Origin of the sequence: Christiangramia fulva, assembly GCF_003024155.1 — a bacterium.
GTDB classification, from domain to species: domain Bacteria; phylum Bacteroidota; class Bacteroidia; order Flavobacteriales; family Flavobacteriaceae; genus Christiangramia; species Christiangramia fulva.
The window spans coordinates 2284746-2301106 of record NZ_CP028136.1 but is presented as its reverse complement, the minus strand read 5'-3'; the positions used below and the strand labels follow the sequence as shown (position 1 = coordinate 2301106).

Sequence of the window (16361 nt, the reverse complement as noted above, 5' to 3'; positions counted from 1 at the left end):
CTCCAATTTACTTCAGAATTTTTTAATATTATATTTTCTCCATTACCAAAAAATATCCCGGATTAGTATTTGGCCCTGTATCCAGATACACTATCACTCTAATCCTGAATAGAGAAAACTTTGAAATTGTCTATTTTCTGGTGGGATTGAACAGTTCTAAAACCGAAATATCCTGCAGTTAAAGGATCTTTATCATCATACGAGAAATATTCCCTGCCTTCCACAAAAACTTTTGTAGTACCATTTAAATTTAAAATCTGGATGAAATAATCTTTATTGGCCTTAAGAAGATATTTCTCCCCCCTAAAGTCGTAAAGCAGCCTACGCATTCCGTTTCCAGGGTATTTTCTAAACCTGGTGGTTGTATTCCTGTTTCCTCCTATCCCTGCATAATACATTCGAACAGAATCGTATTCTCGAAAAGAGCCAGAGCGCGTGAAAAGATTCGAATTCTCAGGATCCCGGGCCATCCAAAATTGATTAAGATCAGACAGACGGTCATTTTTTCCATTTTTTATGATCACTGTCCTATTATACTGTATAAGTACATTTTCCTTGTCAATCATTTTTTTAAACCAAACGGTAGCTCCCCCACCAACATCAATAACCATTTTACCACCTTCCACATAAACTTCTGAAATTTCTGCCGGTTCTTTTTCTACCACCCATTGATGCAGATCATCTTCAAACGAATCTTCGTACAAAAGTTCCTGTTTTTCAATTTCCAAATTTCCAAGAATAATCATTTCCGGTGATCTGCAACTTAAAAGCAGCGCAAACAGAAGGAGAAAACATTTGGAAATTTTATCCATCTTAATTTATTTCTACTTCTACTTCCGCAGATAATTGTTCTGCAGTATCGATTACGTACTGCTTAAAAAATTCAGGATCGGCAAATCTTTCTTCCTGGCTTAACTCCCAACCCGCCATAGCATAATAGCTGATAGGTTTGCTGTTCTGGATATTCAATTTTGCAAGAAAAGAATCAGTTAATTTTCCGGTTTTTGGTGCTTCCATATACCCTAAATATGCATCGCGTGGAAGAATTAGTGCCAGACCAAGAATCCATTCCCGCTCGTAGGTTTGATGATCATGTGTAATTAGTACTACCCAGTCATCATTAACCTTAATCTCCTGCAGCGGATTTTGATTATTGATATTTACAAGACCTACTGCCAATTGTTCATTACCCTGAAGGCCTGATATTTTCACAGTATTTTTAAATCCATATATACCAGGCCAAATAGTGGTGGTTTCTTCTACATCATACATATTTCCCCCTACGCACCAATCCTGATAATTGAAGGTTAACACAGACTTTACAGGTCCTTCTTCCTGAATTTTAAACCTGGTAAGTTCCACATTGCTCACAGTATCTGTCACCAAAGCTCCCAGCCTATGCACTGTTTCATTAACAATTAATCCAAAGCCGCCTAAACCAACGGAATTTCCAACGGCAAGTATATCCCTTCCCCAATCTTCCATGACATGGTAGTTATCTTCCACAGCGGTGTCTTTATTTATTCCCACATTCTCAGGTGATATATCCGGAATTCTCTTTCCAAAGACATCTTTAGAATATCGCCCGTCAAGGTATTCTCGAAATCCTACTTTATCATTCTCCCAACTTGGACCATCGGTCTGGTATTTTTGAAATCCTTGTTTAGCGGGCATATCATTTTTGGTAAGGGTTTCTCCTGTTGCTGGTTCTACGGGTTCGTCTTCAGTTTCTCTTTTTCCAAAACGTGCACTTGTTCTTTTGGTATATTCTGGAAGCTTACTTGCTTCAGTCCATTTCAATTCCAAATGTTTTGTTTCATTCGGTGCGAAATTGGCCACAAGGAATATTTCATCCCAAACACCATCCTGATCTATATCTGAAACCTGAAGAGGATAAATTGTATTCCCTGAAGTTAACACCGGATATTTAGTAGAATCTTTAAATTTAAGGTTTGATCTTTTAATAATTACTGGCTTATCCAAAAGGGAGTCGGTAGAAACATTTTTTAAAACTATTTCTTTAGAAGGCACTATTTCATTTTTTCCCTCTTGATTTTTACATTGCACAGCAAAAAGGGAAATTGAAAGCAATACTACAATAACTGGCTTTTTCATATTTGTTGCATTTGAAATGTTAAGAAAATTATTTATCATGGTTAAAACGTGGATGATCTTCAGGAATTTTATATCCAGCCAATTCCAGAAGTTCTATAGCATTTAAAGACCACTGTGCCGTATTGTTTGTAGAAACTCCCGGCACTTCATCTATTGGCCCGAGACTTTCAGGTTCATTAAAGGTAGTAGTATCAAAAGTAGTATAACCTCCCCACGGATTATCATCTAAAAAGGTTTCCCAGGCTCTTTTAGCATATTTTTCGTCTCCGGTTTTACTATAATAATAAGCGGCTAGCCTAGAATACCAGGGACCTGCATCTCCAAGTTTTACCTCTCTTCCAAACTCTTCATTAATCTCTTCGACAGGTGCCCCATAAATCTTGCAGAACTGCATCCACAGTTTTTCCCATTTGTTGCTAGCCAGTAAGGGTATAAGTTCAAAAGAAACTTCCGGCCCTCCCATAAGAACTGACAAATGCAGGTAACCTATATCATCTTCTCCAAGCCGGTAAAGTTCATTGGTTTCCGGATCGTATCCAAAAGCTGCATCTTTTGCAGAGAACATTCCGTATGGCATTTCTGCCAAATTATTCACTCCAGTTAAAATTTTTGCTTTATACCTGTCGTCTCCTGTTCGTTCCCACTCTGTCATCCAATTTCCCACAAGAGCGAGCCAATCCGGCCCAACCCGAGCATGGGTAGGGTACTTGCTTTTTTTCATTATTAAACGAACAGGATCTAATTTTCCAATAGCCGAGTTAGAAGCCTCGGCAGAGGCACGCATTAAATCGCCGGTGCGCTCATCGGTAGTGAGATAATAATAGAATCTTTGCAATGCCGCCTGAGCAATGCGTACTTCCTTAGCCCCTCCTCCCCAATGCAAAACATTATGACGCGAACCAAAACCTTTAAAAGGACCAGCGTGGTAAACATCAACTTCGCCAGTATGCCTTGTTAGTGCTTCAGCCATGCGAAAAACATCTTCTTTCCCGGTCCTTAAATATTGATACCATAACCACATATTTGGCATCAGCTCAGTATTATCCCATGCATAGCCTCCCATATCATATTTCCACTCATGGCGATCGGCATCATAACCATGCATCACATCACCATAATCCCAGAATCCATACCAATTACGCTGTTCCACCTGCGCCTGATAAAATTCAAAAGATTTTTGAAGTTGGTCTTCCAGCCATCTCTTTCCGTTTGTAGACCTATCCGGCAAACTCCAGGCACCAAACACAGGGATCTCATGAATATATTCAGGACTTGCACCTAAGAGTGGCGGATTATTTCCAATTTCGGCTATTGCATTTAGAGTATCCAATGAAGGCACATTAGAAGTGGCAAATAGAAGAAGTTCACTTGTTCTGGCTATACCTTCGGGAGTACTATGCCCTGGCTGGGCATCCTCATAACTTGCCTCCAGAGAATGTCCCCAGGCTAAAGTATCGTAAGGCCGAAGATCCATTGCCGGACCCTCAGGTGACCATAACCAGGCCCTGATTTCAGCTTTATCTGATTTAGCATTCCTAACTTCCAAAGCACTGGGATAGGATTCCCAAAAGTTCTTTATAGTTATGGCAAGACCTCCTGAAACGTCTCCTGCAAAAACCAGTCCCCGGGATCTTCCTCCGGCACCGGCATCTATCCAGGAACTTTTGTCGTTTGTTCTTTTTTTGATAACAAAACCTTCAGCGTTATTCTGTACGAGTTTGAAGTCATTCCAGGATGCCCAATGATCTAATAAGAATTGCTTTTTTTCGGAAAATTCATTCTTATTCGGTAACCGCTCTCCCTTAAGTTGCTTTTCATACAAATTAACGCTGTCTTTATATAATTTTATTCTGCCGTTAGCTGGCTGAACCGGCTCATCCCAGAATCCATTATTTTCACCTGAAAAACGTACATGACGGTTATGTACTTCCTCATCCATAGGAATCTCAAAGTTTACACCGAGGCCACGAATAAAATCCTTATACTGGTCGCCGTCATAAACAATGGTATGAACCATTTTTACAGATTTCATACCTGCATAAAAATAAAGCCTCACAATAAAGGGGAGCCAACTTTCTCCGTTCTCGCTCCTATGCTCTCCTTCAAGTTTCAAAACAGCACGAACAGGACCATTTTGTTCAATTGTTACGCTGGAAGTATTACCAATATATTTCTTGATCTCGGGAGGAGTACCTACTTCCACTTCAGGACCTTCTTGTTTTAAGCAAATTAAACTTCCTCCTGAACTCACAACTTTATCCTTTATTGAAATGGAGTTGATTATCTTATCTCCTTCCCTGGGAATAACGAATTCTGCAAGACCCGTATTAACCTTTATGCTATATTCATTTTCGGTTAATTTCAACATGTTTTTCCTTGCTTGTTTGCCTTTCTTTACAACCTTTAGACTAAGAGATTCATTATTAGTATGTAGCACAGATGCAAAGCCTACCCATTTAAGAGATCCATCGGGCCAGTAAGCTAATTTCCAGGATTGAAGCGGAAGCTCCTTCCCTTGTTTATCGTTTAAACTGAAAGCATTTTCCTGAGTTACTTTTCCCCTTTCAAATGGTATCCCCCAACTTACTCCCGTCCTGATCCCAGGAGGTTCCTTACCCAACCAATTCAAATCAACTGAAGTGGGTTCCTGAGCAAAAACTTTAATGCTTGGTAATAGAAGAATAAAGAAGATACTAGCGGCTAGAAGATTTGAAAAAGACTTCATATTTTAGGAATTTATATTTGTTTTCCTAGTAAAACCAGGAATTTTGCAGAAAACTCATCGCTATCTTGAAATTTCAGGATGCAAGGGCACAAGCATAATATCATTATCTGTAAAGTAGCTTGAATTTATCAACACCCATTTTCCATTCGGGCTAACAGATTGGTGCATATGTGCCTCCTTAGTAAAAGGACTTTTACTTAGACCCCTGTGGCCCTGAGTAAGCAGTTTAACATCGGTGCTATCATTAGCATTAATCCTATACAATTTTCCATCAAAAGTGTCCCCAGCAATCCATTTACCATCTTTCGTGGCATTGGAATGCCAATAACCACCTCCATTTGTTTGCCCATGGTATTTCAATTCATTAGTACGAAGATTAAGAGAGAATATTCCGGTTTTGTTCTTCTTTAATCTATCAAGGTGTCCCATTACATTAAATAAGATATGATCAGGGCCCATAAATACCTCGTGGGTCACCCAATCTGAATCAGATTCTTCAAAAAGAGGCTTATTGGTAACAGCACCATTATCTCCTATAGAAAGATACCATATTCTCTGAGGAGAATCGCCGCCAGTTTCCCAACAGTACATCACCTCACCAGTTACATAGGGATTGGCCTGAAGGTGACCGATACGAAATGGAACTTCTTTTAATTTTTTAGTTTCACCAGATTTAAGATCAGTGCTGTAAATAGCGGAAGTGTTCTCATCAATCCGGGTAGAGTAAAAAACCCTGTTTTCTTTTGCATCCAGTCCAATTCCCGAAGGCTTAATACTATCCGGCACTTTTGCAAGTAGCTTTTCATAATCTTCAGGTTTGCCTACAGAATTGACTTCGCTATCGCCTAATAACCGGTGCAGATCGAGCTCAATAATATTATTATTCCTTACAAAGTATGCATTCCCGCTACTCCATCCCAGATGAAAATTGCTGCCATCGTCTCCTGTGGTAATCTGAACAATTTCAAAATTATCCATGGAAACCGCATAATATTGGCGTCCTTTTCCATCTCTGGCCGTGCGATTGGAAGAAAACACAATATATTCTCCATCTGAAGTCCACTGTGGATGAGTCTGGTACATCTTTGAGCTACTATGTCTGGAAGTAGTAAGGGCATTAATTTTCACTCCTGTTACTTCATCAGGGTAGGTAAAATTTTCTGAAGGAAACCTTTGGCCGAAAATATCCTCTCCAGCCATATCAAAGGTATGGTCAACATCGGCCCTTGAAGAATAATCTTTCCCTTCAATTATTTGAGCTGAAGAAAATCGCACGTTGCAAAACATTAATAAACAAAAGGCAAGTGATAGGGAAATAAAAGGATTAGCTTTTCTTTTCATCAGAATTTTATTTCTATTTTTCATTATTATGCTTTTTAAAAAAGAAAGAGCTGTTGCTATAGACAGCTCTTTCCAATCCAATTTTCTATACTTACCACACCAATTTTAGTATCCCGGATTTTGTTGCAACTTAGGATTAGCGTTTATTGCAGCCTGAGGTATAGGATATAGGGTTCTGTAAGGCTCTGAAGCAGGTTTCCACAACCAAGGATCTGTAAATTTTCCAAATCTGATAAGATCTCGCCTTCTTGTCATTTCAAAGGCTAATTCACGATTTCTTTCCTCTAATATCTGGTCGAGGGTGAGGGAAGTCCAGGTCTCAGCATTGCTCCGTTCTCTTACCATATTAACATAATCAAGAGCTCCTTCCAAATCCCCTTGTCTGGCCATAGCTTCAGCCTTGATAAGAAGAATATCGGCATATCTGATAAAGGCAATATCATTACCCGCACTTCCTCCCTGGGTATTGGGGTCTATTTGCCATTTTATCCATTTGATTCCTGCATTCATAGGTTGATTTCTTATTCCTGTGGCAGGAATAATTTCATAAGGTACAGGACCTTCAGTAGATACTCCTGGAACATATAATACGGAGTTGTTATCTGGGACTATTCTCTCAACCATTACCACCTCGCCGTTTCTTGGGTCTATTAAGGGTCCATAACCGATGAAAACCTCTTTCCTTACATCCTGGTCTGAATAGGCATTGTAAATTGATGGCCGTGTGGCAAATCCATTTTGAGGAGTATAAGGCAAGCCAAATAATCCACCCGATATTCCTGGAAGAACCTTTTGGACAAGAGGATGCCCAATTCCTCCTGCAATTTCTGGAGTATAGACCGCTCCAAATATAAATTCTGCGTTATTTTGGTTATCCGGTACAAAATTGTCAAAGAAATCAGGTAAAAGGTGGTAAGAACCAGAATTAATTACCTTATCGGCATATTCTTCAGCTTCTGCATACATCGGTGTGCCAGTATAAACCTCTGCGTTAAGATAAATGATTGAAAGTAAAGACCAGGCAGCTTCCTTGGTCAGTCTACCGTAATACTCAGCCCCTGCTTCAGATTTTGAAGGGAGATCTTCGGCCGCAGCTTTAAGCTCAGAAGTAACAAAATTAAAGACCTCAGTTCGTGTATTTTGTTCAGGCAAGTTAAGAGGGTCCACTTTGGGCTCTGTAAAAATGGGAACGTTGCCAAATAAGTCCATCAAAAAGAAATATGCATATGCTCGTAGGGCCCGAAGCTCGGCAATAGGCCCACTAACATCCAATTCAGAACCTTCAAGGGAACTGAGCAGAGCATTGGTTTGACCAACGGTTTCAAAGAAGGTATTCCAGGTTCCTGTAATATAAGCATGATCGGGATTCCAATTGTGCTCCATTAATTGCCAGAAATTATCTCCTCCCCACCAACCTTGAATTTTGGCCTGTACCACAACCTGATCTGCTGAAAGCTCGAGGGTTCTATATTCAACTCCCATACCGGTGATTGCCGCAAAATTTCGGTATATCCCTGAAAGAGATGACAATATCTGGAAATCATTTGAGTAAAAAGTTTCCGGTGTATAAATTGAATAGGTTTCTTCTTCAAGAGAACAAGAGTCCAGAACAAGAATGGCCATACTCACCACCATGATCAACTTTACTCTCCATTTAATTTTAATTGTTTTCATGTTTTCTCCTTTTTAAAATGTAACACTACCTCCTATCAAGTAACTCGTTGGCCTTGGATATGCCAAATAATCAACTCCAACTGCCCTGGTATTAACTTCAGGATCATAGCCGGTATAATCAGTAAGCAAAATAAGGTTTTTACCACTCACATATAATCTTGCATTCTTTAGAAAAGAAACATTGGTGGTATTGAAGGTATATCCAATACTTAGATTATCGAGACGCAAATAGCTGCCATCTTCCAGCCATCGGGAAGAAAACTGGGCCTGCTCCTCTCTACTTGTACCATTAGTTAATGCAGATTCTAATACATTGAGTCCTGGAGCTGAGACTGGATAGGAGAATTCAGCAGCTGTATTGTTATAAATATCATTTCCAAGAACACCTCTTATATTAATGGCTGCATCAAATTGTTTATAACGAAAATTATTATTGAAGCCATATACTAAATCTGGATTTGCATTTCCAATCACCAGCAAGTCTGCTTCACCATCATTGTCGGCATCCAGGTAAGTTTCCATTCCTTCACTGTCTAACCCGGTAAATTTCCTCCCATAGAAAGAACCAATTGGTAATCCTGGTCTGATTATCTGTATTCCGGTTTGGAAACCTACTACACCCGAACCATCTACCGTTCGGATTTCATCCCTCTGAAAATTCTCGTTTGAAAGGCTGATCACTTCATTTTTATTAGTGGAAAAATTTATGTTAGATGTCCATGTAAAATCATCGGAATAAAAGATATCCCCGGTTACACCGAACTCGAAACCTTTATTTTCAACTTCCCCTACATTTGCCCACTGGGAAGATACAACTGAAGGTGCCGCAGTAGAGAAATTCAACAATAAATTATCTGTATTTTTCTTATAGTAGTCTATGGTTCCTGTTAGTCTTTCCTTAAAGAAACCAAAATCCAAGCCCACATTCAACTGGCTGGTTTCCTCCCACTGTAAATCAGGATTAGCATAATTGGTTGGCAGTACACTTGGCACCGCTTGACCTCCAAATACATACACGCTCGACCCATTAATTGAGAGTTGCTCTCTATATAGATTATTAGGAATTTCCTGATTACCAGTGATTCCATAACCCAATCTGAACTTAAGATTGCTAATTTTGGAATCCCTCATAAATTCTTCATTGGAAATGTTGTATGCAAAAGCACCTGATGGGAAAGTACCCCATCGGTTATTCGGACCAAACCTACTGGAACCATCTCTTCTTACTGTTAGAGTAACTAAATATTTATCCATTAATCTATAATTGACACGACCATAATAAGAAGCGAGGCGATTTGCCTCTTTAAAAGAAGTATTTGCGAGGGTATTTCCAGACTGGATAAGATTCCATTTGGTAGCAGTAGAGACAAATTGATTGGCCTGTGTGAAGGTATTTTCATTTTCAAACCTTTGAAAAGAATATCCTGCCAAAACGTTTATAAAATTATCTTCATTAATCTGTTTTTCATAAGTAAGAGTTGTCTCTATCAGGGCGGTTGTGTTCTTAAACTTACTTATTGATGCACGTCCACCTTCAGATTCTGCCGAAGGATGTGTTTCCGGAGCTAAAGTGTATCTATCCACCCGCTCGTTGGAATACCCAAGATTTAATCCGAATGTCAGAGATTCGAGGATATCAAATTTTAAATCTGTATTACCTATAAACTGACCAGTTTTATTAAGATCCTCTACTTCAACCCAGGAAACTGGATTGATTCTAAGTTCCCCTACCTGATAAAAGCTTCCATCTTCATTGTAAACAGGTAAGGTTGGTGCCCATCTCAACGCATCCTTTAAAATATTGCCTCCTTCGTTATTTATACTTGAAGAGATTGCTACTTTGTCATCTTCGAGATTGGCATACGTCATATGGACACCAATCCTTAATTTCCCGTCTAAAGCCCTATGACTTCCATTAAATCTTCCTGTATATTTTTGAAGCTGATTAGAAAGAATGATCCCTTCCTGACCCGTATACCCAAAAGAAGCCCTGAACTTGGTAGACGAGGACCCTCCTGAAAATGCCAGGTTATGGTTTTGAGTAAAAGCCGTTCTAAAAATTTCTTCCTGCCAGTTTGTATTAGCTCCAAGATCAGGATAAGCTTCCCCTATACTTTCGGCATAACTACGATACTCCTCTGCAGATAAAAATGGCAGGGTCTCTCGAACATTAGCTATACCAAAATAATTATCATAAGTAAGAGTTTCACCTGCTCCCTCTTTACTTTTGGTGGTGATTATTATCACACCATTAGCTCCCCTTGAACCATAAATAGCTGTGGCTGATGCATCTTTTAGCACATCTATACTTTCTATATCTGCCGGATTTATAATATTAAGTGGATTCGAGGTTTCATTTGAAAAGGCTGTAGTTCCACCCTGAGGACCAAGTTGTACAGTATTGTTAGCGCTACCAAATTGAAGAGGAACTCCATCAATAACATATAAAGGGTTATTACCTGCTGAAATTGAGCTTATACCCCGAATGCGTACTGTAGATCCTGAACCTGGCTGACCGCTGTTTTGGACAATATTTACACCTGTGACTTTTCCCTGCAATATCTGCTCTGGCGCTACTGGTGGCGCGTCCTGAATTCTTTCTGAACTGAGGGAGGATATAGCTCCGGTAACGTCACTTCTCTTTTGAGTTCCATAACCTATCACAACCACCTCATCCAGTTTACCTCCGTCTTCTAAGGTTACATTAATCATAGATCGGTTATTCACTTCTTCCTCTACAGGCTGAAAACCTACGAAGGAAAACACTAATACCTGAGGTTCATTTTGCTCAAGATTAATAGTGTAATTTCCATCAAAATCTGTTACCACTCCATTGGAGGTCCCTTTCTGGATCACGTTAACACCGGGTAGAGGCTCTCCATTAGAAGAAACAACTGTACCCGTCACTTGCCTATTTTGAGCATAAGCACTTAAGACGAAAACCATAGTAATACAACAAACTATAGTTCGTAAGAGAGAATAGTGTTTATTCATAATTTAATTTGTTAGTTAGTTAGTTAGTTAGTTGAAAAATCTAATAAGACTTAATAATATCCCATTAGATTAAGCAAAATAGCAGAGATAATAATGAAAACTATCCTGCTCTGTACTGTTAAAATTAAATATTTGTTAAAATTTTATAAATCATGAAATATTTAAAAAAACTTCTCAAAAAAATATTTTAACTAACAATAAGACTAACGAACAAATCAATAATCGCTTTTAAAATATAGGGAAGGGTTTAAGGGTTTAAGTGTTTAAGTGTTTTAATTTTATAGCATGTCGAAATTTTTCTCACAACCTTAAGATCTAATTGAGGAAAAGTTCCATATGCTGTGACCATTCAGGTACATAGAGTCCGCGATATTTACTGAGGGGGAATTCAATATTAAGAAGCAGCTATTCCTTGAGAATCTAGGGAGAGGGTTCCAGTTAAGGTTAAGATTATTGTCATAAACTGCATAAAAAAAGCCGCATTTCTTATCTTTTTGGAATATATTTAAAAAAACGGGCCATGAAAACATGACCCATTCTACCAAACTATTAACTAAAACTATTCATTTTCATCATTTGTCCAATCAAATGGTAAATACCAGTTATCAGGATTCATAAGTTTTGATCTCACTTCGGCGGCATGAGGATTTCCTTCTTCCTTTAATTTCTCATAAATCTTATCTGCAAGAAAAGCCGGATCATTTCTCCTCCTGGCTATTCTTAACAAATCTGGCCATCTATTTCCTTCAAAAGCTAATTCCAGGCCAGCTTCCCTTATTATATTATTTTCTATTGAAATTAAACTATCACCAACTACAGGGGCGGGTTCTAGGTAAGCCCTCCCCCTCAAGCCTGTATTTCGATACCACGGACCCCTGAAATAAGGATAATCACCCTGCCTGGCATCAAAATCGTATGGTGCCACATCGTGGGTTTGCTGAATATCGGTAACATCTGTAGTCCCCGGGATATTATATGCTGCCTGGATACCATTATTTAATAAGGCATTGGCTAATTTATGCCTGTCATCCCGATTTGCCGCTTCTGCAAACCTCAGGTGTAATTTGGCCGCCCTGTATAAAAACCACTGCCCCTGTCTTTGCAATAAATCATTGGGCACAAGCGTATTAATATCAAGGTAATTTCCAAGATATTTCATTACTACAGGCTGACCCCCTATTATTTTGTAACTAAATTTCTTCCCTCTGGCATCGTATGGAAAACCATTAAGTTGGGTTTGGTCTTCCCAAAGAGAAATTGCCCTTTCTGAAGGTTTTAATAAATATTCACCTCCACGATTGGAAAATAAATCGATAAACGGATTTTGGGGCTCAAAATCTGCACTAAACGGCAGGACCCAAATCCACTCATAATCCCAATTATTATCCATTTCCCTTGAGAAAATTGACCCCCAGCCCTGAGTAGGAGTATTAATGAGAGATCTTGCATCCTGCTCCTGATACCTGATATAACTCACATTTATATCCGTACCCCAGGCAAGCCTGTAGGTGTTAAATAAATCACTTTGATTACCACTTTCCGTACTCGTTTCCAGTACAGTTCTATAATGAGTAGCTGCCGCAGTATAATTACCTTTCCATAAATTAAGATCCCCCAATAGAGTCTCTTTATTGATAAAAAATTTCTGGGTATTATAACCATCAACATTAATCACTAAATTATCAGAGGTATAAGGCTGCATATAATTAAGAGCTTCTGTGAAATCTATGAGTTTTGTCAAAAGCTCATCGAGACCGATTTTAGGGAATTTAGAGTCATCTTTTACATCATCAATATTATCAAGAGGATCGGTAACGTAAGGCACTTTACCATACTGAATTCCAATTTGTAAATACAACCACGATCGAAGGGCTCCTATATCAGAATAACGTTGATTATATTCTTCCTGAGATAAACGGTTATCCGCAAGCATTTTATCAAAATTTGAAAGCGCATCGTTACAGTCGAGAATTACCTTGTAGAAATTTTGTGGATTCGCATAAGGGTTATCTTTAGTAACACTATGCTCATTAATTTGTCTTAAGAGAGGGCTTGCATTGTTTGTGGCAGATAGCAAATCTGCTCTAAGTTCATTTAAAATAACATATTTGTCCGCTAAATTCATAAGCTCTCCATAGATACCAATTACTGCCGCATCAGCATCATGTACATCACGATATGTTTGAGATGCTACAAGTTTATCTTTGGGTTCCACGTCCAGATAATCAGAACAGGAAAAACATAAGCTAAAAACTAATAACAGGAATAGTAAATTACTTATTTTGGTTACTAACTTCATAATTGTATAATTACTTCAATTCTTAAAAATATTTTTTAAAGACCTATTCGGAAACCCAACTGATAGGTTCTAAACTGCGGCTCGAGGCCAAAATCTACTCCTTTTCCATAAATAGAAGAAGTGGCGCTGAATTCAGGATCATAACCTAAATAATCTGATACAGTAAATAGATTATTAGCGGTTGCATAGACCTTAGCGTACCTAAAAGTATTACCAGAAACGGGTAGATCATAACTTAGAATAAGAGTTTTAAGCCTTAAATAATCTCCTCTTTCTATCCATCTACTTGAGAAATCAGAATTACCCATGGGATCACCCCAGGATACTTTTGGAATATCGGTAACCTGGCCATTAGCACGCCAGCGATTTAATACTGCCAGCGTTTGATTTTCGTAACCAGACATACTTTCTAACATCGCACGCGTTCCGTTATAAAGGTCATTCCCAACTGAAAAATTGAAAAGCGCGTCCAGGGTGAAATTTCCATAAGACAGTTTAGTACTAAAGCTTCCCATGAAATCAGGATTCGGATCGCCAATTACCATACGGTCATTTTCATCGATAATTTTATCACCGTTCACATCGGTAAACTGAATATCACCGCCCTGAAACGGCCGTAACTCACCATTTGGTAACCTGGTTTGCAAGCCATCGGCATTAGCTTCCTCATTGGTGGTATAAACTCCCTTACTTTCCAGACCATAAAATAAATTTGGAGCGAAACCTTCTGCAGTCAAATAGGTGGCACCTCCAAAATTCGTAACAATCATATCCCTTGGCAGGGAAGTCACCTCATTTACATATCTTGAAAGTATCAAGCCACTATCCCATTTAAAGTCTCCATCTAAAATTCTTCCGTAAATATTTAGATCAAAACCTTCAGTTTTCATGCTCCCACTATTAGAAACTACATAATCAAACCCGCTTGAGACCTCAACCGGTTCATAAATAATCATATTTTGGGTTTTATTCTGGTATACATCTACACTGGCGCCAAGTCTTTCATTCAATAAGGAAATATCAAGCCCAAGATCGGCTTTACGCACAACTTCCCATTGTAATTCAGGATTTCCAATATTACCTCTTACAAGACCTTGAAGACCAAGAAGGTTTTGTGAAACATAATATTTTTGAGCGGTATAGTTTCCAATATCATCATTTCCGCTTAAGCCAAAGCTGGCTCTAAGTTTTAAGTAATCAATAGCACTTTCTTTCATAAAAGGTTCCGCAGAAATCAACCAGGCTCCACTAACTGAAGGAAGGAATGCTAATTTTTCAGCACCGAAGCCAACTGCCCAATCTTGAGCATCTTCACCAAACCTGCTCGAGCCGTCAAGGCCCATGTGTAAACTGAGGAAATACCTGTTTTTAAATCCATAATCGGCAGAAAGGTATATGTTTAACCAGTTCCAATCTCCCAGGAAACCACCTACACGTCTTAAAGCGTTAGTACCTGCTCCCACACTAGTAAAATCATCGGTAGCAGAATTATACCCAAGGCCAAAATCACTTTCTGCCTCGTTCTTCTGAAGTCTGAAACCTACTCTTGTATCTAAGGAATTTTCTCCCCAACTATCGGTATAGTCTAAATACGTATCATTATATAAAGTAAATAATCTTTGAACTTCGCTTCCTGACCGATTATTGACAACTGCAGTTCGGAGGGTATCATTTACAACCCCGATGTCTGGGATGAAAAAATTCTCTCTTACCTTACTGTAATTAATTCCAATAATGGAATTTAACTTAACAGAATTATTGAATTCATATCCAAAATTAAGATCTCCAAAAAAGCGATAATTTCTATTCCTTCCAATTGCATTATCAATAATAGCTGCCGGATTACTTATATTGAAAATGTCTGAATCTGCTAAGTTTGGAGAAACACCACCATTCGCATCAATCTCATTTTGTGACAGGAACGGAGATTTTACTAACGCAACTCGAATAGGACTGGTTTGAGAATTTCCTTGGTTGCGAAGGTCCTGCTCGCTATAAACAAATGAAAGATTCGCCTGAATGCTTAGTTTAGGACTAATTTTAAGATCAGCATTAAAACGAGTATTATATTTTTGAAGTCCAGTATTTTTTACAATACCATCACTGGAAAGATATCCTACAGATAGGGCATATTTTGCAATATTATCGCCCCCCTGAACCTTTAAGTAATAATTCTGATTATAACTCTTATCATTAAAAATTCTTTCTTGCCAATTAGTATTGTTATTGTTCTGATAATAATCTAAAGACTCGGTATTATCCGTAAAAAACGGCTGGGTCATTAATTCTTCCTGGGTAAGACCTTTTGAAATTAATAATTCTGACAAATAGGTCCGGTATTGCTCAGGTCCCAGAAGTGGTAATTGTTCAGGTGCCTGGTTAAAACCACCATAAGCGGCAAAATCTATTTTGGTTGTTAAATCTTGAGGTCTACTTGTGGTAATGAGTATGACACCATTTGCTCCTTTCGTTCCATATAAAGAGGAACCATCTTTAATAACAGTAATTTCCTGAATGTCTTTAATATCGATATTAGCCAAAGGTGAGTTTGTATGGTTTTCAATTAAACCCGCTCCATAATAACCATCATCGTAAATCATTCCATCTACAACAATAAGCGGCATGTTTGTTGAATAAAGTGAATTATACCCTCTAATCAAAACTTCAGCACCCATTTTAGGAGTTCCGGAACGTCTTGTTACATAGACCCCAGCAAGGTTTCCTTTCATATATCCGGCTACAGACTCATTGACGCTCTGGCCCCATTGACTATCGTCAGAATTTATAGTTCCTGTTGCATGAGTAATTTTGCTTTCCAGCTTTTTTCCGGAAGGGGTATGAATCTCATCATAAAATGAAGGATAACCCTCCTCACGAAGAAGAATTTCAATCTCAGCCTGATCTCTTAAGGGTACTTCTTTAATCTGATAATCTTCTCCTTTTACAAGCAAAGGGGTATTTAAACTAGGAACATTAATTTCAAAGGTTCCATCGTCTTTGGTAATGGTAGCAGAAAAATCAGGAACCGAAATATTAATTCCCGAAAGCGGCTCTTTTGTAAATGCATCTTTAACTACCCCTGAAACCAGTATTCCTTTTTTAACTTGAAGGCTGTCTTCCTGTGATAATGCAGTTTCGGAGGCCAGCATGAAAAATGTGAAAACACTAAAGCTTAATATTAATTTTGTAATTTTTATCATGAGAACAAGTTAA

8 protein-coding genes are annotated in these 16361 nt (G+C 38.5%); all 8 read right to left on the bottom strand.

Features of this window, described 5'->3' with window-relative positions:
- Positions 1-98: 98 nt before the first annotated feature.
- The 8 genes from C7S20_RS10260 to C7S20_RS10225 all read right to left on the bottom strand — a co-directional run bounded on the left by C7S20_RS10260 (position 99) and on the right by C7S20_RS10225 (position 16348).
- Positions 99-746 carry a DUF6250 domain-containing protein gene (locus tag C7S20_RS10260; RefSeq protein WP_159039916.1) on the bottom strand — a complete coding sequence of 216 codons (648 nt, stop codon included), beginning with the start codon at positions 744-746 and terminating at the stop codon, positions 99-101.
- Between the two features lie 67 nt (positions 747-813).
- Entirely contained in the window at positions 814-2115 is a 1302-nt protein-coding gene (locus tag C7S20_RS10255; RefSeq protein WP_107014187.1) for a DUF4861 domain-containing protein, read from the bottom strand.
- Positions 2116-2143: 28 nt separating this feature from the next.
- A complete protein-coding gene (locus C7S20_RS10250) occupies positions 2144-4840 on the bottom strand; it encodes an exo-rhamnogalacturonan lyase family protein (RefSeq protein ID WP_107012390.1) in 2697 nt (898 codons plus the stop codon).
- Between the two features lie 60 nt (positions 4841-4900).
- Positions 4901-6205, bottom strand: coding sequence for an oligogalacturonate lyase family protein (locus tag C7S20_RS10245; protein ID WP_227008987.1), 1305 nt, complete (start codon positions 6203-6205; stop codon positions 4901-4903).
- 81 nt (positions 6206-6286) lie between these two features.
- Positions 6287-7855, bottom strand: coding sequence for a RagB/SusD family nutrient uptake outer membrane protein (locus C7S20_RS10240; protein ID WP_107012388.1), 1569 nt, complete (start codon positions 7853-7855; stop codon positions 6287-6289).
- 12 nt (positions 7856-7867) lie between these two features.
- Positions 7868-10849: a SusC/RagA family TonB-linked outer membrane protein gene (locus tag C7S20_RS10235; RefSeq protein WP_107012387.1), complete on the bottom strand. Its 2982-nt coding sequence runs from the start codon at positions 10847-10849 to the stop codon at positions 7868-7870.
- Positions 10850-11408: 559 nt separating this feature from the next.
- Positions 11409-13148: a RagB/SusD family nutrient uptake outer membrane protein gene (locus C7S20_RS10230; protein ID WP_107012386.1), complete on the bottom strand. Its 1740-nt coding sequence runs from the start codon at positions 13146-13148 to the stop codon at positions 11409-11411.
- Between the two features lie 35 nt (positions 13149-13183).
- Complete coding sequence (locus tag C7S20_RS10225; protein WP_107012385.1) at positions 13184-16348, bottom strand: SusC/RagA family TonB-linked outer membrane protein; 3165 nt, start codon at positions 16346-16348, stop codon at positions 13184-13186.
- Between the last annotated feature and the right edge of the window lie 13 nt (positions 16349-16361).

Coding starts and splice junctions, on each gene's coding strand:
- C7S20_RS10260 (WP_159039916.1), bottom strand. CDS start 746: ATGATTATTCTTGGAAATTTGGAAATTGAAAAACAGGAACTTTTGTAC.
- C7S20_RS10255 (WP_107014187.1), bottom strand. CDS start 2,115: ATGAAAAAGCCAGTTATTGTAGTATTGCTTTCAATTTCCCTTTTTGCT.
- C7S20_RS10250 (WP_107012390.1), bottom strand. CDS start 4,840: ATGAAGTCTTTTTCAAATCTTCTAGCCGCTAGTATCTTCTTTATTCTT.
- C7S20_RS10245 (WP_227008987.1), bottom strand. CDS start 6,205: ATGAAAAATAGAAATAAAATTCTGATGAAAAGAAAAGCTAATCCTTTT.
- C7S20_RS10240 (WP_107012388.1), bottom strand. CDS start 7,855: ATGAAAACAATTAAAATTAAATGGAGAGTAAAGTTGATCATGGTGGTG.
- C7S20_RS10235 (WP_107012387.1), bottom strand. CDS start 10,849: ATGAATAAACACTATTCTCTCTTACGAACTATAGTTTGTTGTATTACT.
- C7S20_RS10230 (WP_107012386.1), bottom strand. CDS start 13,148: ATGAAGTTAGTAACCAAAATAAGTAATTTACTATTCCTGTTATTAGTT.
- C7S20_RS10225 (WP_107012385.1), bottom strand. CDS start 16,348: ATGATAAAAATTACAAAATTAATATTAAGCTTTAGTGTTTTCACATTT.